Origin of the sequence: Ligilactobacillus apodemi DSM 16634 = JCM 16172 (assembly GCF_001434405.1) — a bacterium.
Taxonomy (GTDB): Bacteria; Bacillota; Bacilli; order Lactobacillales; family Lactobacillaceae; genus Ligilactobacillus; species Ligilactobacillus apodemi.
This window is the reverse complement of the sequence record NZ_AZFT01000053.1, coordinates 147,072-168,962: the sequence shown is the minus strand read 5'-3', so window position 1 is coordinate 168,962 and position 21,891 is coordinate 147,072. Positions and strand designations below refer to the sequence as shown.

Here is a 21,891-nt window from a genome sequence, read left to right as displayed (position 1 = left end):
TCAGCTAAGCTGGTCTTCTTTTATCTTTAACGACTAATATTTTGACGAATCTCTGCCTTCAAGAAGAGACGCGTTACGTCATATTCAATATCAGCTACCATTACTTCAAACATTCTAAAACCATCAGACTGATATTCAACTAATGGATTAAGCTGACCGTAACCACGTAATCCAATTGATTGACGCAATTGATCCATTTCATCAATATGGTCAGTCCAGCGAGAATCGACCACTCGTAAAATAACAACTTTTTCAAATTCTAACATTTGAGCTGGGTCATTTAATTGTGCTTCTTTAGCAGCATAGTTTTCTTCCGCTAATTTCATCAATTGGTCCGTGATCTCTTCTGGAGTCTTGCCTTCAAAATCGCTCTTCTTGACTGCATCTTCATTGACCATTGCACCAATTGCAAAATCAACGATGCCGTCAAGATTCCAGTCTTTTTTATCACCTGTAGTATTGATCTGCACGTTATGTTCGACCGTCCGCTTGATCATTGGCATAATGATCGGCTTGAGTGATTTTTCTTCCATGATAACTTGTTGCCGTTCAGCATAGATGATTTCACGTTGTGCCCGCATTACATCGTCATATTGTAAAACTTGTTTACGCGTATCGTAGTTATTACCTTCGACACGTTTTTGTGCAGATTCAACTTGACGTGTGATCATCTTGGATTGGATCACAGTATCATCGCCAATATTCATCGTTTCATAGAAATGCTTGATCCGTTCGGAACCGAAACGAAGCATCAAATCATCTTCTAAAGAAAGATAAAATTGTGTCACACCTGGATCACCTTGACGTCCAGAACGACCACGTAACTGGTTATCAATACGGCGTGATTCGTGGCGTTCTGTCCCAATAACAGCTAAGCCACCAAGTTCACGCACACCAGGTCCAAGCTTGATATCAGTCCCACGACCAGCCATGTTTGTCGCGATCGTAACGGCCCCACGTTGGCCGGCATTAACAACGATCTCAGCTTCTTTAGCGTGGTTTTTGGCGTTCAAAACAGCATGTGGAATGCCTTCTTTGTCTAACATTTCGGAAAGCAATTCAGAAGTTTCAACTGCCACTGTACCAACTAAGACCGGTTGCCCCGTTGCATGACGATCTTTAATGTCTTCAACTACAGCCTTAAACTTACTCATCAAAGTTGGATAAAGCAAGTCTGGACGGTCTTCACGTAAAATTGGACGGTTAGTTGGGATCGTTACAACTTCCATGTTGTAAATTTCAAGAAATTCTTCTTTTTCAGTTTTAGCAGTACCCGTCATCCCTGAAAGTTTTTTGTACATTCTAAAGAAGTTTTGGTACGTGATGTTAGCCATCGTTTTTGTTTCTTCTTCGATCTTAACGTGTTCTTTAGCTTCGATTGCTTGGTGTAACCCGTCTGAATAACGGCGACCATCCATAATACGTCCAGTAAATTGGTCAACGATCAAGACTTCACCATCTTGCACCACGTAGTCTTTATCACGCAACATGATAAAGTTAGCACGTAAAGCATTATCTAAGTGGTGGTTTAACGCAGTATTATCCGGGTCAAATAAGTTAGTCAAGCCAAAATATTTTTCACCCTTGCGAATCCCATCTTCAGTCAAAGAAACCGTCTTTGATTCGAGATCAACTTTGAAATCTTCGTCTTTTTTCAATGTTTTAGCGAAACGATCTGCACGAGTATACAATTGGGTTGCCGCTGTTGCTTGTCCAGAAATGATCAATGGTGTCCGCGCTTCATCGATCAAAATCGAGTCCACTTCGTCAACGATAACGAAATTCAACGGTCTTTGTACCATATCTTCGCGATAAACGACCATGTTATCACGCAAATAGTCAAACCCAAGTTCACTATTAGTAGAATATGTGATATCACATGCGTAAGCCTCACGCTTTTCTTCTGGTGTCTTATCAGAAACATTCAAGCCTACAGAGAGACCTAACCAGGTGTAAAGCTCACCCATTTCAGTAGCATCACGCGCTGATAAGTATTCGTTAACCGTAACAACGTGTACCCCTTCACCAGATAAGGCATTCAAATAAACTGGCATCGTAGCCGTCAAAGTTTTACCTTCACCAGTCCGCATTTCAGCAATATTACCTTCGTGCAATACAGTACCACCAATAATTTGCACCCGGTAAGGGTATAACCCTAACACACGACGTGCACCTTCACGTGCGACCGCAAAAGCTTCCGGTAATAAATCATCTAATGTTTCCCCATTTTGATAACGTTGTTTAAATTCAGGGGTCTTTGCCTTTAATTCTTCATCAGTCAAAGCTTCCATATCACTTGCATATGCTTCAACTTTATCAGCGATTTTTCCTAAACGCTTTAGTTCACGTTTATCGCTTTCGACCCATTTTTTTAGGACATTTGCCATCTATTCTATAAATCCTTTCTCGAACGATTTACGTTTATTTTAGTTCTAAATATACTTCTTCTTATTTTAGCATTTTATTAGATTCCATACAAATTAGAATCTCTTTACCCAATACAAAAAACGCCTGATAACTACCAGGCGCAAAAACTATCATTCAGTTAGTTTTTAGTTGTTAGCTTCGATCAAACCATAGCGACCATCTTTACGACGGTAGACAATGTTTGTTCCGTTAGTTTCTGCATCTTCATAGATAAAGAAGTCATGTCCCAACATATCCATTTGCAAGATTGCTTCTTCAGCATCCATAGGTTTTAAGTCAACCCGCTTAGTACGTACGACTTCAAACTTCTTATCTTCTTTTTCAGCTTGTTTAGGGTCTTTAGTTGGCACAAATTCCAAATTCTTAAAGCCCTTTTCACGTGATTTGCGGTTAAGCTTTGTTTTATATTTTCTGATTTGGCGTTCAAGCTTATCTGTTACCAGATCAATGCTTGCATACATATCAGGCGAGGTTTCTTCAGCTCTCAAAACTAAGTAAGGCAAAGGAATCGTTACTTCTACTTTGCTCGTTTTATCTGAATAAACTTTCAAATTTACATGAGCTGTCGAATTTGCTGCATCTCCGAAATATTTTTCAAGCTTTGAAAGCTTCTTTTCTACATATTCACGAATTGCATTCGTAACCTCAATATTTTCACCACGAACATTAATCTTTAACATGATAACCTCTCCTTTCACAACTAAGCAAAATATGCTTAAAAGATTAGGTAATTATGAGCTTTTCTTGATTACCTAATCCTTAATTCCATTATAGTAGAAAGCGGTTAATTTAACAATTAATAACCACTCAACATTTATAAAATTTTATACCTTTTTCATCGCGCTAAAGTGACTGACTTAATTTTTCCACTGTTATGTTCATGTAATAAGGCACTAGCATGGTAAAGCGTACTTCCAGTGGTATAAATATCATCTAACAACAAGATGTTTTGTTGTTTTAAATCCATTGGTCCGACGTAACTAAATGGTTGAGGTACTTGTAACCGTTCTTGTCTATTTTTATGCGATTGCTTTTTTCGTCCCATCTTTTGACGATGACGTAAATATGAATTTAATTTTACTTGCGGAAGTAAGCCACATACTTGATTAAAACCGCGCTTTTGATAAGTTTCTTCATCCACAGGAATCACGACTAACAGCCATTTTCTTTTTAGATACCACTCTAACTGTTGGCGCATGTCTGTCTGAAAAACTGTCCCTAATTGATAATCACCAGTAAATTTATAACAAGCAAAATATTTTTTCATGTGCGGCTCATCATAGACGTAGCAAGCTTTATTTTCCAAGAGCTCATAGCCCTTTTGTTGCCAACGACGACAATCTTTACATAAGGTGCGACCACTTTGCTTCCGTCCACAGCCCCAACACGCATTTGCATAAGTAATTTTTTCAAAGCCCGCAAAACACTGCGGGCAAATCAATGAACGTTTTATTTTAGTAAGACTCACTAAACGCGCAAGCGAAAGTTTAGGACTAAAGGTCCGACCACATAAGACACACTCACTCATGGACTAATAACTTTTTAGCCCGCTGATTTGCGTGTTTTATTTGAAATTTTGCTGCTAAAACACTCAACGAAACTTCTTCGCAGCAAAAAATAACATCCCCACAAGGATAGGCGCTATTTCGCCCTACCCGTCCAGCGATCTGGACTAGCGCAGTCTGTGAAAATTTAGGACTGTCAGCTGCTAAGACGATAACATTTACATTCTTGATCGTGATCCCACGTTCTAAAATTGTAGTCGTGACCAAATAATCATATTCTTTAGCACGAAAAGCCTTTACTTTAGCCAATCTATTTTCATCATTAGCATGAACACTCGTGCCTTTTAATTGCGGAAAAATTTGTTGTAAGCACAACAATACCGGCCCTAACCAATTTACTTGCGGAACAAAAACTAGAAACTGGACTTCATTTTTAAACCACTTAGCGAAATAATTTTTAAGTTTTTCGGCTAACTTTTGTCGTCGAAAATTAGCTAACAGATCGGAAACTAAAATGATTTTTGCTTCGGGTAAAGGAAAGCGATGGTAGCGTAAGGGCAGATAACTTAATGTCAACTTTTTTTGCGCAACTTGGCGCTTTAAATTTTTATCTGGAGTTGCCGTCAAAAAAATTTTAGTTGCCCGTTTACAACATGCATTGGCAACTGCAAAATGCAACTGCTTATCTCCAATAAAAGGATAGGCATCAGTTTCATCTAAGATCAATAGATCAAAAGCTTGATAAAAATTAAACAATTGATGGACGGTACAGATCACTAACTGCGTATAACGATATGGTTGGCGACTATTTCCATACAAAACACTAATTTTTGTATGAGCAAAAGCTTGCTTGATTCGAGGCGCTAATTCCACACAAACATCCACTCGGGGCGCGGCTAAACAAATACGTTGCTTTGCTTTTAAGGCTTCTTTTATCACTTCAAATAAAATTTCAGTTTTACCTGCACCCGTGACCGCCCAAAGCAAGTGAGTACCTTGTTTTTTCCAAATAGTTACCAGTTCTTTAGCACATAAAGCTTGCCACTTAGAAAGTTTAGGGACTGCTGTCAAAATTGGGGAAATGGGTTTGGGAAAATCATGTGGTTCAGGTATACTATAGAGGATATCACTTGTCGTCAAGCGCCCAAAAAGCAAGCATTTAGGACAATAATATTGCTTATTAGGCAAAGCACAGACTTTTTTTGGCGTAAGCGAACCACAACGTTGACATTGGACAAAATTTTTCTTGATTAAAACCGCCTGACGTTTAACTAATTTATCAGCTGTATCATCTATGGATAGATTTGTTAATTGTTCTTGCGTCACTTGACGACCATAAAGTAAAGCTAACATTTTCTCACCTCACTTAATAAATACGCAAAATTACGCGCGTTTATTTTTAGGTGAATAAAAAATTTATCTGCAACAACTCAATTCTTAAGAAAGGAAAAGCTATCTCCAGCAAGAATTTACCTGGTGATAGTAGTTAAAATTTTGGATAAACCATATCTCACTTTAAAAGAAGATGGTTCAATTGAAATCATCATCAAAAAATCACAATTTATCTGTAACATTGCCCGGACTGAATCTGAAGAACAAGCTCGAGCTTTTATTGATGAAATAAAAACCAAACATCGTAAGGCTACTCACAATTGCTTTGCCTACACTTTGGGACTAAACGATGAGATCCAACGCGAAAGCGATAACGGTGAGCCTTCTGGTACGGCTGGTGTGCCCATGCTAGATGTTTTAAAGAAAAACCAAGTACACAATGTCACTGCTGTCGTCACACGTTATTTTGGCGGCATCAAACTTGGGACGGGTGGTTTGATCAGGGCCTATGGTGGTGCGGTCGCCCAAGCTTTAAAGGAACTTGGAATCGTCAAAAGAGTCGTTCAAACTGAAATTTCCTTAACTTTGGCATATCCACTCCACGGAAAATTGCAAAATTTCTTAGAAGGCGAAGAAATTGCGCTCCTAAACACTAATTATACCGATCAAGTTGAAGTAGTGATTGCAGTTGAACAAGATCAAGTTGATAATATAACCAATAAAATCATTGATCTTTTAAACGGAAAAATTGCGATCAATGTTGGTGAGAATCGCTATCATGAGATCGATTTTGATCCCCATCAACCATCAGCATAAAAAATAAATGGATAGATCTAATGCTCATGAGCTAAAAGATCTATCCATTTATTTTTTTGACTTATTTACTGCTCGGCTAAGTCTGAGGACAACTTTTTTTATTCCATTTAGCAATGGCTGGCGATCATCACCGACTAAACCGATTGCTTCCACAAAAAGTTCTAAGCCAACTAAAGTCGCAATCGTCAATAAAATTGAGCCCCATAGATTTGACAAGGGGTACATCAAGGAAATAAACGAGAAGATAAGTGCGATCCCGTAAATAACTAAAACTGTTTGCCGGTGTGTCAAGCCCATCTGCATCAAACGATGATGGAGATGATGTTTGTCTGCTTGTGAAATTGGCTTTTTATTGAGCAACCGTCGCAAGATCGCATAAATAGTATCTGTGATCGGAACCCCTAAAATTATGACCGGGATGATGACGGTGATAAATGTTGCGTTTTTTAAGCCATATAAAGCAAAGACTGAAATCATAAAACCAATAAAAAGCGAACCGGTATCCCCTAAATATATTTTAGCTGGATTGAAATTATAAGGTAAAAATCCTAGCAAAGCTGCTACTAAAGTTGCCATCATGATCGAGACAAAAGTTGAAGTCACATTTAAAAAGAAATAACCCGTGATCGCACTTGTAGAAAGTGCAATGATCGCGACCCCAGTAGCTAGACCATCCAGTCCATCGATCAAATTAACTGCATTGGTGATCGCTAAGATCCAAATCAATGTAAGTGGTAAACTTAACCACCCTAGCGAAATAACACCTAAAAATGGCAAAGTGATCGTCGTCATCTTGATATGTGCCAAGAAGTATACGACTAACGCAGCTAATGTTATTCCTAAAATCTTTTGACGTGGCAATAATTCGTAAATATCATCGATCACGCCGGTAAAAATTATCACACACTGTGCTACGAATAAGGCGAACAATTGTCCCAAAGGATATTGCTCTCTTAATAAAAAGAAATTTGTCGTATTAAAAGCAATAAAAATCGCTAAGCCTCCCATTGTTGGCATGGGGATCCGGTTGACCCGCCGAGCATTCGGATTATCAACAGCTCCTAGTTTAAAAGATAAATGCCTAACAATTGGTGTAATAACCAGCGCTATTATAAATGTTGCAATTAACGACGCAATGATTTTATACATGCAGCGTCCTCTTTCCGTCAAATCCCCAAATGTGAGGACCTCAATATCAGCTAAAAAGCCTACAATTCAATTACTATTTTACCATAACATTTGCTAGTGGTCATTTTGTATCATTAAAAAATTTTTTTACTTAAAAAAAGCAAATGGCATTTTTAACCAATACCATCTGCTTTCTATGCTGATTATTTTTTCAAATGGTAGCTATAGGTAGCTACGATAATGTTTTCACGCGTTCCTAACGCTGCTCGCAAACGCAAACTTGTTTGGTTATGCAAGATATTTTGCCAAGGTTTCTTAGGCACAAACTGTGGTACTAAAACAGTAAGTGAGAAGTTACGCTTTTTAGCATCCTTAGCGATCACATCACAGAAGCGTAAAACTGGCGGAGCAACTGAGCGATAAGATGAATGCAGATCAACAAAGCGCACATCTGGGAAAGCCATCTTAAACTCTTGTGCTGTTTCGTGCTCTTTTTTAGGATTAGTGTCAAATGAAACGTGCATTGCGATCACGTTATCGCCAATCGAACGTGCATAATTGATCGCTCCAGTAGTTACATGCGTTACGGAACTAACTAAAACGATCACCGTTGAGCCAGCGTAATCATGTAATTGTTGTTCTTCACTTAAACGCAATTGAGTTGCAACTTTTACATAGTGACTGTGAACCTTGTAAAAACCGAACAGTAAAACTGGCATGATGATCAAATATGGCCAAACATTGCCAAAATGTAAACAGAATAAAAATACTACTAACGCTAGCGACAAAAGTGCGCCTAAAAGATTAAAGAAAGAATTTAAGATCCAGTGCTTGCCCTTATGACGCTTCCAGTGAACCAACATCCCCGATTGTGATAAGGTAAACGGTACAAACACCCCAACTGCGTAAAGCGGGATCAGTAAGTTAGTCTGACCGTTAAAAATAAAGATCAAGACGATCGCACCGATCGCTAAAGCAATGATCCCATTAGAATAACCTAAGCGATCACCTTTATCCATGAACATATGAGGCATAAATTTATCTTTAGCTAAGTTATATGCCAAGATCGGGAATGCCGAAAAGCCTGTATTAGCAGCAACAGCTAAAATCATTGCCGTTGATAATTGCAATAAGTAATATAAGACGCCGTGGCCAAAAACTCCACTAGCAATTTGGGAAAGCACAGTTTGTTCACTGTTAGGTAAGATCCCCAAATAATAACTTAGAAAAGTTATCCCACTAAAGAATACCGCTAAGATCAACGACATGATCGCCAGCGTATTAGCGGCGTTGCGTTTCTTAGGTTCTTTAAAGTTTGGCACAGCATTACTAATGGCTTCGACCCCAGTCAGTGAGGATGAACCAGCCGAAAAGGCCTTTAAAAAGAGCAAAATCGTCATCCCAGGAACAACTTGCCCAACATGTGCTGCCGCAGAATATTCGATCTTACCAGTCGCAATATTAAACAAACCTACACCAACCATTAAAACGATCATAATCACAAAGAAATAAACCGGAATCGTTAGAAATGAAGCTGATTCACGCATTCCCCGTAAATTAAGGGTCATGATAAATAAAACAATGATCACTGAGATCAACACACTGTGTGACTGTAAACTTGGAATAGCAGAAGTAATCGCTTCAGTCCCAGAAGTAACAGAAACCGCAACAGTCAACATATAGTCAACTAAAAGCGAGCCTCCAGCAACTAGACCAGCCCCAGTCCCCCAGTTCTTAGTGGCCACAACATATGCCCCACCGCCTGAAGGATAGGCGTTGATGATCTGCCGATAAGACATCGTGATCGCAAATAACAAGATCAAAACGATTCCCGCAGCCGGCAAAGCGTACCAAGTAGCAGCTGCCGATAACACAAACAATGCCGTCGTGATCTGTTCAGTACCATAAGCGATCGATGACAAAGCATCCGATGATAATAAAGCTAACGCCTTAAATTTAGTCAGTGACTGACCGCCTTCTTCAGCTGTTTTCAGTGGCTGGCCGATCAGCAATCTCTTTAAATATCGATACATAAAAAGAAAACTCCTTTTAGGTAATTAGCCTAACTCTAATTAATCAATGATTTTGGTCCCCATAACTATTTTGTGGGGATCTTTTTTAATGTAACATTTGAATTTTACACCAATCCAATAAAAAAAGCACCCTAAAAATTTTAGGGTGCTCAAAGTCACTATCTGACTTGGATTACATCATTGGACTTTGTGGCATTTGTGGTGCATCATTTTTTTCTTCTGGCTTATCAGCAACAACTGCTTCTGTTGTTAATAATAAAGCAGAAACTGACGCAGCATTTTGTAAAGCAGAACGTGTTACCTTAGTTGGATCAACGATACCAGCTTCGATCATATCGACCCATTCATCGGTAGCGGCATTGTAACCAATACCTGCTTTTTGTTCCTTTAATTTTTCAACAATAACTGAGCCTTCTTTACCAGCATTTGTAGCAATTTGGCGCACAGGTTCTTCTAAGGCACGTTTTACGATATTAACACCAGTTTGAACGTCGCCTTCTTCTTGTAAAGCAGCAACAGCGTCAATAACATCAATCAAAGCAGTACCACCACCAGGAACAAAACCTTCTTCAACGGCAGCACGAGTAGCATTTAAAGCATCTTCGATCCGATACTTACGTTCTTTTAATTCTGTTTCAGTTGCAGCACCAACTTTAATCACGGCTACCCCGCCAGCAAGTTTTGCCAAACGTTCTTGTAATTTTTCTTTATCAAATTCAGATGTTGTTTCAGCAATTTGCTTTTTAAGTTGGTCGACACGTTCAGCAATTTGTGCTTTGTCGCCTGCGCCTTCAACGATCGTAGTGTTTTCTTTAGTGACTGTAACCCGACCAGCTGTCCCTAATTGATCGATCGTTGTATCTTTCAATTGAAGACCTAAATCGTCGGTGATCACGGTTGCGCCTGTTAAGATCGCAATATCTTGTAACATTTCCTTACGACGGTCACCAAAACCAGGAGCTTTAACTGCTACAACGTTAAATGTCCCACGAATCTTGTTTAAAACAAGCGTTGGTAAAGCTTCACCATCAACATCATCAGCAATGATCAATAATGGACGACCTTGTTCAACGATCGATTGCAATAGTGGTAAAATTTCTTGAATGTTAGAAATCTTCTTATCAGTGATCAAGATGTATGGATTTTCAAGATCAGCTTCCATCTTATCATTATCAGTTACCATGTATTGTGAAAGGTAACCACGGTCAAATTGCATCCCTTCAACAACATCTAAGGAAGTGTCGATCCCTTTTGATTCTTCGATCGTGATCACACCATCATTGCCAACTTTTTCCATCGCATCAGCAATTAAGCTACCGACTGCTTCATTGGCTGATGAGATCGAAGCAATTTGTGCGATATCACTCTTAGATTCAACTTTATGAGACATCTTATGCAAAGCATCAACGGCTGCTTTTGTTGCTAATTCGATCCCACGACGGATACCAACTGGGTTTGCACCAGCAGTAACGTTTTTCATTCCTTCGTTAACAATCGATTGGGTCAAAACAGTTGCAGTTGTAGTACCGTCACCAGCGATATCATTTGTCTTAGAAGCAACTTCGGCTACTAATTTAGCCCCCATATTTTCAAAATGATCTTCTAATTCGATCGCCTTAGCAATCGTTACCCCGTCATTTGTGATCGTTGGTGTGCCATAAGTTTGTTCTAACACAACGTTACGACCCTTAGGACCGATCGTTGATTTAACAGTATCTGCTAACTTATCAACACCTGCAAGCATTTTTGCGCGCGCATCTTCAGAGAACTTAATTTCCTTTGCCATTCTTTCTTCACCTCATAAATAAGATAAAATTTCGATTCAAATTGTTAAACTATTATTCAACAATAGCTAAAATGTCTTTTTCACGCATGATCAAATAATCATGTCCATCATATTCAACTTGTGCACCAGCATATTTGTCAAAGACTACAACGTCGCCTTCTTTAAGCGTCATTTCTAGCTTAGTGCCATTTTTAAGGATACGACCCGTACCAACAGCTACAACTTTAGCTGTTTGCGGTTTTTCTTTAGCATTGCCTGCTAAGACAATACCTCCCACTGTATGTTCTTCTTCTTTTTGAACTTCTAAAATCACACGATCTCCTAATGGTTTGAGCACGTTATATCCCTCCAAATTCTTTTTAGCACTCTGTGTACTTGAGTGCTAATCAATTACAATTATTACTATACCTACTTTACATTTAAATTGCAAGCATTTTATCACTCGAAGTATCCAAGTGCTAATTTTACGCTTTATGAATTACCTAAGTATGCTATAATGTTACGTATTGTTAAGGTTTAAGGAAGGGTGACGCTATGAGAAAAATACTACCTAACTCAATTGCGCTTCTGGGCACGTACTGTCTTGTAATGATGGCTACTCCAGTTTTGTGGAATTTATCCCAAAATAACAGCGTATATTATCCAACTTTAACTGTGATTGAATTTTTAGGCGTCTTGGCCATGATCTATTTTGCCCATAAATATGCTTTTAAAGATCAATTCATGTTAAAAACATTATCCCTTACTAAAATAAAAGAAGTTCTTTATGTAGTATTGGGAATCTGTGCGATCTTTCTGGCACAAGCCATTGGTTCGTTCATCGACATCAATGTTTTCGGGCAGACACAATACTCAGCTAACACAGGCTACTTACTAGCAGTCTTAGCTAAATACCCCTACTTTTTATTAGCGGTCGTATTATTTGCCCCGATAATGGAAGAATTTGTCTTTCGCAAAGTTTTATTTGCTAATTTTGCTAATGTTATAGCCCCTTTGAGTAGTGCTTTGATCTCTAGTTTGATCTTTAGTCTGGCTCACCAAGATGGTCATTACTTGACATATATGTTTATGGGCCTTGTCTTGTGCTTTATTTACGCCCGTACCGGTAAGATCCGTGATACGATCATGATCCATGTTTTCATGAATCTGATCATTGTTTGGAGTTCATTATAAAAAGGATGTGTCCTTTACACATCCTTTTTTAGCCATTATGCTCAAAATGTTGTAAAAAATAGATCAAAGTTTGAAGTTCATTGGTCAAATCGACGTTTTGGACTCTAACATTTTCCGGTACCGTTACACGTAAAGGGGTAAAATTTAAGATTCCCTTGATCCCACCAGCCACTAATTCATCAGTCACCGACTGAGCCACGGCCGCTGGAACGGTCAAAATAGCGATCTTGATCTGTTGTAAACGTAATTGTTCTTGCATATCTTCTAGTGGATAAACCGGAACACCACTGCGGATCAAGCCTGTGATCTGCGGATCGATATCAAAAGCAGCGCTAATACGTGCATTATTACTTTTGTGGAAGTTATAATTTAATAAGGCTTGACCTAAATTTCCCACCCCGATCAAGGCAACATTAGTTAACTTATCTTGGCTTAGTGTCGTTTTAAAAAATGCCAAGAGACTGCTAACATCGTAGCCATAACCGCGTTTGCCTAACGCACCAAAATAGGAAAAATCACGGCGAATAGTAGCCGGATCGATCTTGACTGTTTCAGCAAGCTCAGTCGAAGAGACATGTTTTTTACCCGAGTCAGCCAAGATCTTTAAGTAGCGGTAGTAGATCGGCAAGCGTTTAGCCGTTGCTTTAGGAATATTAGGGGTCATTATTAGTGGTCTCCTTTCATGCTATGATCATGATAAATTTTAGCATAACAACTCAAGTAAAGAAATTAAAAGATGTTAACTAATTCACAATCTCACACAGAATCCCTATTTTTAAGCTAATCTTAAATGGACTTTGTGAAATTTATTCTATAAGTAGGTGAAATTATGATTTTATTACAAGCCCAACATGTGGCTAGACATTTCGGAGCCGATGTTTTATTTGAAAACATCGATCTTGATATCCAAGAAAATTCTCGCATCGCATTAGTAGGCAAAAACGGCGCCGGAAAATCGACGCTCTTAAAAATGATCATCGGAGAACAAGCTCCCGATGAGGGCCAGATCGTGACTAAGAAAGGCTTAACACTCGGATACTTAGCCCAAAATACCGGGCTTGAATCCGACAAAACGATCTACGAAGAAATGTTAAGTGTCTTTGAACCATTACGCCAAATGGAAGCTCAGATCCATCGTTTAGAAGTAGAAATTGCTGATCCTAATGCCGATCATACTTCTGCTAACTACCAACAATTACTTAAACGTTATGACCAATTGCTTCACGATTTCAAAGAACAAAACGGTTATGGCTATGAAACTGAGATCCGTTCAGTTTTACACGGTTTTCATTTTTCAGAAGAAGACTATGAGCGCTTGATCACTTCACTTTCTGGGGGGCAAAAAACGCGGTTAGCTTTAGCCAAACTGCTCTTAGAAAAACGTGATCTATTGATCTTAGATGAACCGACTAACCATTTGGATATTGAAACTTTGACTTGGCTAGAAAATTACATTCAAAGTTATCAAGGTGCGCTCTTGATCGTCTCTCACGACCGTTATTTCTTAGATAAGATCGTGACAGAAGTATACGAGATCAGTCGGGGACACTCGAGCTACTATAAGGGTAACTACTCAAACTACATCGTTGAGCGAGAAAAACGGCAAGAATTAGCGTGGAAAAACTACGAAAAACAACAAGCTGAGATCCAAAAACTAGAAGATTTCGTCAATAAGAATTTAGTTCGTGCTTCAACGACTAAACGTGCTCAAAGTAAACGGAAACAACTCGAAAAAATGGATCGACTCAAACGACCTGATGGCGCTGAAAAAAGCATGCACTTCCGTTTTAAAGCAGCGGAAGAAAGTGGAAATGTCGTCTTGACTGTCAATGATGCTGCGATCGGCTATGACGGCCAGATCATCGCTTCACCGATTAATTTAGAACTGCGCAAACACCAAATTTTAGCGGTCGTCGGTCCAAATGGAATCGGAAAATCAACGTTATTAAAGAGTATTTTAGGCAAGCAGCCTTTTATCAAAGGTACGGCAACGTTTGGGACAAATGTTCACCCGGGTTATTATGACCAAGAACAACATAACCTTCATCCTAAAAAAAACGTGTTAAACGAATTATGGGACGATCACCCGACAACACCAGAAAAAGATATTCGTTCGATCTTAGGTAGCTTCTTATTTAGTGGCGATGATGTTAAAAAGATGGTCCATAGTCTTTCTGGTGGTGAAAAAGCTCGCTTGCTCTTGACTAAATTAGCCATGCAACATGACAATTTCTTGGTACTAGACGAACCAACTAACCACCTAGATATCGACAGTAAAGAAGTGTTGGAGCAAGCAATCAAGGACTTTGATGGCACGATCCTACTCGTTTCGCACGACCGTTACTTCATCAATAAAGTTGCGACTAGCGTGTTAGAGATCGCACCAACTGGTAGCACTTTATACTTAGGTGACTATGATTATTATTTGGCTAAAAAAGAAGAACAAGCTGAGTTGCTCGCTGCTAAAAAGCAAGCTAATGGTCAAGCGATCGAGCCTAAAAAAGAAGTTTCAACGGGGAAATTAAACTACGCTAAAAGTAAAGAACAACAAAAACAAGAACGCAAATTGACGCGCAAAGTGGCTGAACTGGAGGCTAAAGTCGAAAAGCTAGATGCAGCTAAAACCGAACTAGAAACACAAATGGCTCAACCTGAAAATTTCAATGATTTAGATAAAATGGCTGAATTACAACAACAACTTGAAGAAACTAGCCAGCAATTGGCATTGACCGAAGAAGAGTGGGAAAACAGCAGCATGGAATTAGAAGAATTTCTTTCCTAATGAAAAAAGGTGGTATTTACCGACTGGGTAAACACCACCTTTTTTATTTGAAATTATGCCAACCAATCAAATTCTAAACTTGGATCAGCATTTAAATCTAAACCTGCAAGGATCTTGTCATTATAAGCTGCATAACCAGCTGCCCCGATCATTGCTGCATTATCACCACAAAACTTAAGTGGCGCCTTTAAAAGTTCAACGTTATCAAATTGAACTAATTCTTTGTCTAGCCGATCACGTAGACCTTGGTTAGCTGCAACCCCACCAGCCAAGATCAACTGTTTGACTGGGTAATTTTTTAAAGCCTTCAACGTTTTATAAGCCAAAACGTCAACGACACTTTGTTGGAAACTAGCTGCTAGATCACGTTTATCCAGTGTTTCGCCCACTTGATCTGCATGGTGCACTGTATTGATAAAGGCACTCTTTAAACCACTAAAACTAAAGTCATAATTGTCCTCTTTTTCCATTGCTCGCGGAAAATCAAAGACATCTTTTCCCTGATGCGCCAACTCATCGATCTCTTTTCCCGCAGGATAAGCCAAGCCTAAAACGCGACCAACCTTATCATAGGCCTCCCCTGCTGCATCATCACGTGTTTCACCGATAATTTTAAAGTCGTTAGGACCTGCCAAATAAACCAACTCAGTATGTCCGCCAGAAACTAAGAGAGCTAGGGCTGGAAACTTGATCTCACCTGCAAAATTAGCCGCATAAATATGCCCTGCCATATGATTAACCGGGATCAAGGGCAAGTTATGAGCAAAGGCGATCATTTTAGCAGCAGTGACCCCTACTAAAAGTGAACCCACTAGACCTGGGCCATACGTCACTGCTACCGCTGTTAAATCTTCATAATCGACCTTAGCTTCAGCGAGCGCATCTGCGATACAAAGTGTGATCTGTTCGATATGATGGCGACTAGCCACTTCAGGCACGACCCCACCAAAGCGCTTATGACTCTTGATTTGAGTTGCAACAATATTAGATAAGATTTTTTTGCCATCCTCAATGACTGCGACACTTGTTTCATCACAGCTTGATTCAAATGCTAAAATCAAATTTCGATTTTTTTCCATCCCTTTTCAACTCTCTTTTTCAAATTTTTCTTTAGTAGATCGTATTCAAACTCTAAACCATCTTCCGTATGGTAATATTTTTCTTTAACTGCCCGTTTTTTAAAGCCCGCACTTTGATACAATGCTTGGGCTTTTTTATTACTTACTTTAACAGCTAGACTGATTTTACTACAACCATATGCTTTGGCTTCTGCAAGCAAAGTTTCTAGCATCATCATCCCAAGGCCGCGATTTTGATATTCGGGCAAGACTGCGATATTAGTAATGTGAGCCTCATTTTTGCCATAAACAAAATTGCAGCCTGCAAAAGCAACCATCATGTCTTCATAGCGTACAACAATATATAACGACGTCAACTTATCTTTGATTTGAGACTCAAAATTCATGAAGTCCCAAGGTTGGTCGCCTTGATAAACAGAGCGCTCGATTGCTAAGATCTCTGGGATATCAGGCACGACTGCACGACACATTAAATAATTTTTCTCTTTGACTTTTACATTGCGACAACCAAAATCAAGGTTGGGAGTCGCAGCTTGCTTTTTTAGGAAATTTTCAATTTTTTCTCTAAACTTTTTCAACATAGGAACCATCGGCTTGATCCTTTCCAGGATGTTTTTCCATCCACTGTACTTCAGCTTGTGTTAAGCGTAAATAATGTGGCACAAAATTTAAGACATCACTTGGTTGGGCATCTTTCCCAAGTAATCCAAGTACAAAGGCACTTGGATAGTCATCTTTTGGTTCAGAAAAACTATATTTTGTGGTAGTAAGTTGTTCGGCAAAATCAGCCTGAAAATTCTTAGCATCGGCCCCGATAAAAAGTACTTCTTGATCTTGAGCTTGAAGATACTGACAAAGTTCACTTAAACCTAAATGTTGATCAGGTAACACGTTGACCAATTTTTTGTCTTTTACTTGATATCCTCCGACAAAGACGTTTTTGCGTCGAGCATCAAAAAGCGGAATCAATAGTTTATTTGGATCATTTTGGCAGTTAGCTGCTAAAACCCCTAAACTAGAGATCCCAACTAGATCTTTATTTAATGTAAATGCAAAAGTCTTAGCTGCAGTTACACCGATCCGCAACCCCGTATATGAACCTGGGCCAGCAGCCACGACAACACGATCGATCTCAGCGGGCGTTAGTCCTACTTGCTTGATCATATCAGCCACCACTGGCATCAGCGTTGCACTATGTTTTTTAGCCATATTCAGCGTAGTTTGAGCTAATAACATCTCATCTTCTAAAACAGCGACACTCAAAGGTCGATTTGAGGTGTCTAGCGCTAATATTTTCATCTTATGAATAACTTCCTTTTATCTTATGTGATCCTTGTTTATCTCTTGTTTTACAACAACAAACTATCTAAATAGTTCTATGTTTTCATTAAATATCAACTCAATAATGAACAGTATAACATTAATGGAACTAAACGGGAGATATTTTATCAAACAAACTCAATTTAAAAATTACAAAAACTATCTTAACATAATATCACTGAGAAAAAAGCATCAATTTTAAATTCCGCCTATCGACAAGCAAACCACCCCTAGTCTATAATTTAAAAGTAGTCTCGCCACTTACAAAGCAACGTTTTCAGTTAGAAAGTTAAAAATGTGAAACTGATTTTCCAATTACAGCGAAGAATGTTTGAACTTATTTATTGTAATTTTTTATGAAAGGAGCTCTATATTACTTTCGCAAATTACTTAAAGTTTTTTGCTCACATTTTATATAGGCCGTTAGTTATGAAAAAAATACTCGTTTTACACACTGGTGGTACGATCGCAATGTCAGAAGACGAAACGGGGGCTGTTGCTCCAGGAGCAGAAAATCCGCTCAATCAATTCAAAAATCCTTTTGACCGCGAATATGAATTACTGATCGAAAATATCTTTAATATTCCCTCACCACATATGGATCCAAAAAATATGTTGCGCTTACGTCAACGTATCATGGAAGCCTATGAACAAGAAAATATTGATGGTGTGGTAATCACCCACGGAACCGACACCCTTGAAGAAACGGCATATTTTCTTGATTTAACCGTTCCCCTTGAACTACCGATCGTTTTAACAGGGGCAATGCGTTCCGCCAATGAGATCGGTTCAGACGGGTTGTATAACTTTAAAACTGCTATCTTGACAGCTGCTAGCGCTGAAGCAAAAGGGATGGGTGTTTTAGTAGTGATGAACGATGAGATCCATACTGCACGCTACGTTACAAAGACTCACACCACTAACGTTGCAACCTTTAGAACCCCAACTTTTGGGCCGATCGGTTTGATTTTACGCGACAAGGTCCAATTTTTTGAAAAGCTTTTACGACACACAAGTCTTGCAATTGATCATGTCGTTGACCACGTCTATCTTTTTAAAGCCTATGCCGGCATGGATCCTGAATTGCTTGAAATGGCGGTTAATGAAAAAACTAACGGGGTCGTGATCGAAGCCTTAGGTGCGGGTAACTTACCTCCTCGCGTTCTTCCAGCAATTGAAAAACTATTGGCACATGACATTCCAGTCGTTTTAGTGTCACGTAGTTTTAATGGCTTTGCACAAGATGTTTATGCTTATCCTGGCGGTGGCGTACAGTTGAAGAAAATGGGCGTTACTTTTTGTCATGGCTTAAACGGCCAAAAAGCACGCATCAAATTACTGGTAGGTTTGAGTGCAGGCTTAGATAAAGTTGCCTTAGATGAATTCATGGCTGATGCAGTTTCTTAAAAATTAAACATTTAAAAATCCCTTGAAATGAATCCTAGTCCTAAACTAGTAAATTCATTTCAAGGGATTTTTTAGGCTGACTCCGTTCATTGTCGCGGACGCCAAGAAACTTTTGCAGTGCAACTCAATGTATCAGTTTTTTTGATTTCATGCACGGTAATGAGTTCTGGTTCTCTTATGATTTGAACTTTACTTTCACAAGTATCACCATAATGTAATTCATGTTCATATTTGATATTTAGCGCAACTGGTTCATAATTTAATAAAAAGTCAGCATCTAACGCATCTAACATCCATTCAATATAATGAACATTATTAACGTGATGATTGGTATCAATGTCCCAGAAGCGTACCTGATATTCTTTTTTAGCATCAACCGTGGTGAGCTTTCCTGGACTAGGTAGACGCTCGATCGTTTTGATCGCCTCAGGAGCAAAGGGGGCGATCACAGCTTCCGTGATTCTTGAAATCTTACGTGTTTTTAAATCCAGCAAGACAAAAGCTGTATGCATTTTAGCTAAAAGTTCACCTGCCAGATCATAGATAGCAAAATCACGGTAACAAAAATAGCGATTATATGCAGTAGCTTTTGTTTCAAGCGTAATCTGTTCATCTCTTTTAGGTAAACGATTGATTTCCAATAAGTGTTGTGTGATGACCCAACCGTATCCTTGTTCATTTAACTTTTCTTCTGACATCCCCAATGCTTTTCCTTGATCATATGAGGCAAGCATTAGTAGATCAACTAGTTTTCCTAAACTAATTTGACCACTTACATCAGTTTCGTAGTAAACAACACGATGTTTTTCACGATAAATTTCTGGCATAATTTAACCTCTTTAGTCTACTAGGTGATGATATTCATTATAAACAACTTGCTTTTTTAAGCCATTACGCTTAGCAACTTCTTTAATCGCTACATTAGGCTTTAAGCCTTTTTCTGCGATTAGTTGTTCAACTTGATCATTCAAGGGTAAGTCAAGTGCTTGGTCCGCAGTTGAATTGATTTGGGGTTGGGGGTTACCTTCAACGACGATCACAAATTCCCCTCTGATCTCATCTTCTTCAGCCCAAGCAACTGCGTCTTTTAAATCACCACGTAAGAATTCTTCATATTTTTTGGTCAACTCACGACATAAGGTAACTTTGCGGGTTGCGCCAAAAACTTCTGCCATCGCGGTCAATGTCTTTTTTAGACGATGTGGTGCCTCATAAAAAATCAGCGTCGCTGTTTGTAAATTGAGTGTTTGCAAAGTTTCTGTCAACAGTGTTTTTTTCCGTGGCAAAAAGCCATAAAAGAAAAATGGTTGAGGCACGATCCCAGAAGCGATCAAGGCACACAAAGCGGCATTTGCCCCTGGTAAAGGTACCACCGCAATATCTGCTGCAATGCAAGCTTTAACTAACTCGTGTCCAGGATCACTGATCGAAGGCATCCCCGCATCACTGACTTGAGCTAAATTTTGCCCTTGTTGTAATTTTTCTAAGAGATAAGGGATCCTTTCTTTGGTGTTATGTTCATGAAAACTGATCTGAGGCGTTTTGATCTCGAAATGACTTAAGAGTCTTTTAGTATTGCGCGTATCTTCAGCACAAATCAAATCGACTTCATTTAATACTTCAAGTGCCCGAAAAGTCATATCACCTAAATTACCGATCGGGGTCGGAACTAAATACAAGGTTCCCTTAGAACTTTCACCTTTAAAACTACTTTTTTTACTAATACTCATCAGTGTCTCTCTCCATAGATCACATCTTGACAAAATACACAGGGCTCATCATTGATCCGTCTAGAACCGTACATATTGTCAACATTGCAAACATGAAATCCTTCTTCGTACAATTTCTCTAAATTTTTTCGTGATTTAGATAAACCACCTTCAGGGTTCACATCTTTATGTTTCTTTTGGTCTAATTCTTGAAGTCGTTCACGTAAATGCTGGTTTTCGATCTCAAGTTCAGCATTTTTTTCAATGATCCGTGTCATCTCATCTTTGATGCTTGCTAACATAGCCTGCATCTCACGTGATATTTCTTCCATATTTTCAAAACTATCATATAATTCACGTTTATCCAAAAAATCACCTTCAAACTGTCATCATTCTTGGTACCAACTGCACAAATTCAATGTCAATGCCTCTAAAACGTTTTGGAACGAAACATTTACTGCACGCTGCCGTTTAGTCGAAAGTACCGCCTCGACAGCTCGAATTGCTCCACTCTCAGAAATATTCAAATTTCGCTGGCTAAGCTCTTCACTATACATTATAAAGGCAACGTCCTCATTTTTTCCATATTTTAATAATAAAATATCGCGTGTCAGTAATAATATTAGTTGGATCAAACGCTCTTGGCGTTCATTATCAGTGGCATATGGCATTAGCTTAGTCTGAACGCCTACAAAAGCGCGCCAATCGTTACGTAAGACTTGATTGAACCATTCCCATAAATGGGCTAATAATTGGGTAAATTCTTCGTCTTGTTCTAATTCGCTAGCTTCTTTTTGGCTATTGGTCAAATGCGCTAACAAATTGGCCTTTTCAGGAGTAACACCTAACCCTACCAACTTATTGATCATCTTTTTAGTGGTCAAAGATGAAAGTTCGACTAATTGGCAACGTGAAACGATCGTCGGTAAAATTTGATTCAAACTATCAGTCAGCAAAAAGGCAGTCACATCACCGCTAGGCTCTTCTAAAAACTTCAAGAGACTGTTAGCCGCACTAGTCGTCATTTTTTCTGCATTTTGAATAATAAAAAGTTTCCGATTACCTTCGATCCCACTTTTAACGAATTCCGATTTCAAATACCTGATCTGCTCAACTTTGATCGAAGCACCATCCGGTTTGATCTCAACTACATCAGGCTGATTATTTTGTGATATCCGCCGACAATCATTACATTTTAAACATGGATAGCCCGCAGTTTTATTTTGACAAAATACGGCTTGCGCTACCCAGTGAGCCAATTTATTTTTTCCAGTCCCACGTGGTCCCGAAAATAAATACGCATGCGCTAATTTATTAGTATCCACTAACTTTGCGAAATGTTCGGTCAATCGTGGTTGTAGCTCTGTGATCGACTGTTCCATTCAAGCACCTAC

At 38.9% G+C, this 21,891-nt stretch carries 20 protein-coding genes; 4 read left to right on the top strand and 16 right to left on the bottom strand.

The features are described 5' to 3' along the window. Positions 1-26 precede the first annotated feature (26 nt). From secA to FC32_RS06135, 4 genes are all read right to left on the bottom strand, one after another. Positions 27-2,387 (bottom strand): preprotein translocase subunit SecA, encoded by a 2,361-nt coding sequence (secA, locus tag FC32_RS06150; protein ID WP_056957328.1) that lies wholly within the window; start codon positions 2,385-2,387, stop codon positions 27-29. Between the two features lie 165 nt (positions 2,388-2,552). Continuing rightward, positions 2,553-3,107, bottom strand: coding sequence for a ribosome hibernation-promoting factor, HPF/YfiA family (gene hpf, locus FC32_RS06145; protein WP_025086605.1), 555 nt, complete (start codon positions 3,105-3,107; stop codon positions 2,553-2,555). A gap of 155 nt (positions 3,108-3,262) precedes the next feature. Next, positions 3,263-3,955: a ComF family protein gene (locus tag FC32_RS06140; RefSeq protein ID WP_025086604.1), complete on the bottom strand. Its 693-nt coding sequence runs from the start codon at positions 3,953-3,955 to the stop codon at positions 3,263-3,265. Next, positions 3,948-5,285: an ATP-dependent helicase ComFA gene (locus FC32_RS06135; RefSeq protein WP_056957327.1), complete on the bottom strand. Its 1,338-nt coding sequence runs from the start codon at positions 5,283-5,285 to the stop codon at positions 3,948-3,950. The genes FC32_RS06140 and FC32_RS06135 overlap by 8 nt, the downstream gene beginning before the upstream one ends. 141 nt (positions 5,286-5,426) lie before the next feature. On the opposite strand from FC32_RS06135, the gene FC32_RS06130 reads away from it, so the two are divergent. Continuing rightward, complete coding sequence (locus tag FC32_RS06130) at positions 5,427-6,080, top strand: YigZ family protein (RefSeq protein WP_025086603.1); 654 nt, start codon at positions 5,427-5,429, stop codon at positions 6,078-6,080. 48 nt (positions 6,081-6,128) lie between these two features. Here the strand turns inward: FC32_RS06130 and FC32_RS06125 are convergent, their stop codons facing one another. From FC32_RS06125 to groES, 4 genes are all read right to left on the bottom strand, one after another. Continuing rightward, positions 6,129-7,229 carry a glycosyltransferase family 4 protein gene (locus FC32_RS06125; RefSeq protein WP_025086602.1) on the bottom strand — a complete coding sequence of 367 codons (1,101 nt, stop codon included), beginning with the start codon at positions 7,227-7,229 and terminating at the stop codon, positions 6,129-6,131. 182 nt (positions 7,230-7,411) lie between these two features. Beyond that, positions 7,412-9,241, bottom strand: a complete 1,830-nt coding sequence (locus tag FC32_RS06120) for an APC family permease (protein WP_056957326.1) — start codon at positions 9,239-9,241, stop codon at positions 7,412-7,414. A 172-nt stretch (positions 9,242-9,413) separates the two neighbouring features. After that, positions 9,414-11,027: a chaperonin GroEL gene (gene groL / locus FC32_RS06115; protein ID WP_056957325.1), complete on the bottom strand. Its 1,614-nt coding sequence runs from the start codon at positions 11,025-11,027 to the stop codon at positions 9,414-9,416. A gap of 52 nt (positions 11,028-11,079) precedes the next feature. After that, the gene (gene groES, locus FC32_RS06110) at positions 11,080-11,364 is read right to left on the bottom strand and encodes a co-chaperone GroES (protein ID WP_025086601.1); all 285 of its coding nucleotides are present in this window, start codon (positions 11,362-11,364) and stop codon (positions 11,080-11,082) included. 197 nt (positions 11,365-11,561) lie between these two features. On the opposite strand from groES, the gene FC32_RS06105 reads away from it, so the two are divergent. Beyond that, on the top strand, positions 11,562-12,200 hold the full coding sequence (locus FC32_RS06105; protein ID WP_025086600.1) for a CPBP family intramembrane glutamic endopeptidase: 639 nt from the start codon (positions 11,562-11,564) through the stop codon (positions 12,198-12,200). A gap of 28 nt (positions 12,201-12,228) precedes the next feature. Here the strand turns inward: FC32_RS06105 and FC32_RS06100 are convergent, their stop codons facing one another. Then, positions 12,229-12,864, bottom strand: a complete 636-nt coding sequence (locus FC32_RS06100; RefSeq protein WP_156399011.1) for a redox-sensing transcriptional repressor Rex — start codon at positions 12,862-12,864, stop codon at positions 12,229-12,231. A 165-nt stretch (positions 12,865-13,029) separates the two neighbouring features. Between FC32_RS06100 and FC32_RS06095 the strand changes: the two genes are divergently transcribed. Then, positions 13,030-14,982, top strand: coding sequence for an ABC-F family ATP-binding cassette domain-containing protein (locus FC32_RS06095; protein WP_025086599.1), 1,953 nt, complete (start codon positions 13,030-13,032; stop codon positions 14,980-14,982). 53 nt (positions 14,983-15,035) lie between these two features. Here FC32_RS06095 and tsaD read toward each other — a convergent pair whose 3' ends face one another. The 3 genes from tsaD to tsaB are packed head-to-tail and all read right to left on the bottom strand — an operon-like array spanning position 15,036 to position 17,360. Next, entirely contained in the window at positions 15,036-16,061 is a 1,026-nt protein-coding gene (tsaD, locus tag FC32_RS06090; protein ID WP_025086598.1) for a tRNA (adenosine(37)-N6)-threonylcarbamoyltransferase complex transferase subunit TsaD, read from the bottom strand. Continuing rightward, a complete protein-coding gene (gene rimI, locus FC32_RS10870; RefSeq protein ID WP_235722434.1) occupies positions 16,040-16,651 on the bottom strand; it encodes a ribosomal protein S18-alanine N-acetyltransferase in 612 nt (203 codons plus the stop codon). The genes tsaD and rimI overlap by 22 nt, the downstream gene beginning before the upstream one ends. Then, positions 16,626-17,360 (bottom strand): tRNA (adenosine(37)-N6)-threonylcarbamoyltransferase complex dimerization subunit type 1 TsaB, encoded by a 735-nt coding sequence (gene tsaB, locus FC32_RS10865; RefSeq protein WP_025086596.1) that lies wholly within the window; start codon positions 17,358-17,360, stop codon positions 16,626-16,628. The genes rimI and tsaB overlap by 26 nt, the downstream gene beginning before the upstream one ends. A 450-nt stretch (positions 17,361-17,810) precedes the next feature. Between tsaB and FC32_RS06075 the strand changes: the two genes are divergently transcribed. Further along, on the top strand, positions 17,811-18,788 hold the full coding sequence (locus FC32_RS06075) for an asparaginase (protein WP_025086595.1): 978 nt from the start codon (positions 17,811-17,813) through the stop codon (positions 18,786-18,788). Positions 18,789-18,874: 86 nt separating this feature from the next. Here the strand turns inward: FC32_RS06075 and FC32_RS06070 are convergent, their stop codons facing one another. The 4 genes from FC32_RS06070 to holB are packed head-to-tail and all read right to left on the bottom strand — an operon-like array spanning position 18,875 to position 21,879. Continuing rightward, the gene (locus FC32_RS06070) at positions 18,875-19,615 is read right to left on the bottom strand and encodes an acyl-[acyl-carrier-protein] thioesterase (RefSeq protein WP_081780038.1); all 741 of its coding nucleotides are present in this window, start codon (positions 19,613-19,615) and stop codon (positions 18,875-18,877) included. Between the two features lie 12 nt (positions 19,616-19,627). Continuing rightward, entirely contained in the window at positions 19,628-20,518 is an 891-nt protein-coding gene (gene rsmI / locus FC32_RS06065) for a 16S rRNA (cytidine(1402)-2'-O)-methyltransferase (protein WP_025086593.1), read from the bottom strand. After that, complete coding sequence (locus FC32_RS06060; RefSeq protein ID WP_025086592.1) at positions 20,518-20,865, bottom strand: DNA replication initiation control protein YabA; 348 nt, start codon at positions 20,863-20,865, stop codon at positions 20,518-20,520. The genes rsmI and FC32_RS06060 overlap by 1 nt, the downstream gene beginning before the upstream one ends. A gap of 21 nt (positions 20,866-20,886) precedes the next feature. After that, positions 20,887-21,879 carry a DNA polymerase III subunit delta' gene (gene holB, locus FC32_RS06055; RefSeq protein ID WP_056957323.1) on the bottom strand — a complete coding sequence of 331 codons (993 nt, stop codon included), beginning with the start codon at positions 21,877-21,879 and terminating at the stop codon, positions 20,887-20,889. Between the last annotated feature and the right edge of the window lie 12 nt (positions 21,880-21,891).

Bases quoted from the DNA above. Each gene is read 5' to 3' on its own strand.
- hpf (WP_025086605.1), bottom strand. From the start codon at position 3,107: ATGTTAAAGATTAATGTTCGTGGTGAAAATATTGAGGTTACGAATGCA.
- FC32_RS06125 (WP_025086602.1), bottom strand. From the start codon at position 7,229: ATGTATAAAATCATTGCGTCGTTAATTGCAACATTTATAATAGCGCTG.
- rimI (WP_235722434.1), bottom strand. From the start codon at position 16,651: ATGGTTCCTATGTTGAAAAAGTTTAGAGAAAAAATTGAAAATTTCCTA.
- tsaB (WP_025086596.1), bottom strand. From the start codon at position 17,360: ATGAAAATATTAGCGCTAGACACCTCAAATCGACCTTTGAGTGTCGCT.
- tsaD (WP_025086598.1), bottom strand. From the start codon at position 16,061: ATGGAAAAAAATCGAAATTTGATTTTAGCATTTGAATCAAGCTGTGAT.
- secA (WP_056957328.1), bottom strand. From the start codon at position 2,387: ATGGCAAATGTCCTAAAAAAATGGGTCGAAAGCGATAAACGTGAACTA.
- FC32_RS06095 (WP_025086599.1), top strand. From the start codon at position 13,030: ATGATTTTATTACAAGCCCAACATGTGGCTAGACATTTCGGAGCCGAT.
- FC32_RS06100 (WP_156399011.1), bottom strand. From the start codon at position 12,864: ATGACCCCTAATATTCCTAAAGCAACGGCTAAACGCTTGCCGATCTAC.
- groL (WP_056957325.1), bottom strand. From the start codon at position 11,027: ATGGCAAAGGAAATTAAGTTCTCTGAAGATGCGCGCGCAAAAATGCTT.
- FC32_RS06070 (WP_081780038.1), bottom strand. From the start codon at position 19,615: ATGCCAGAAATTTATCGTGAAAAACATCGTGTTGTTTACTACGAAACT.
- holB (WP_056957323.1), bottom strand. From the start codon at position 21,879: ATGGAACAGTCGATCACAGAGCTACAACCACGATTGACCGAACATTTC.
- FC32_RS06140 (WP_025086604.1), bottom strand. From the start codon at position 3,955: ATGAGTGAGTGTGTCTTATGTGGTCGGACCTTTAGTCCTAAACTTTCG.
- FC32_RS06105 (WP_025086600.1), top strand. From the start codon at position 11,562: ATGAGAAAAATACTACCTAACTCAATTGCGCTTCTGGGCACGTACTGT.
- rsmI (WP_025086593.1), bottom strand. From the start codon at position 20,518: ATGAGTATTAGTAAAAAAAGTAGTTTTAAAGGTGAAAGTTCTAAGGGA.
- FC32_RS06075 (WP_025086595.1), top strand. From the start codon at position 17,811: ATGAAAAAAATACTCGTTTTACACACTGGTGGTACGATCGCAATGTCA.
- FC32_RS06135 (WP_056957327.1), bottom strand. From the start codon at position 5,285: ATGTTAGCTTTACTTTATGGTCGTCAAGTGACGCAAGAACAATTAACA.
- FC32_RS06120 (WP_056957326.1), bottom strand. From the start codon at position 9,241: ATGTATCGATATTTAAAGAGATTGCTGATCGGCCAGCCACTGAAAACA.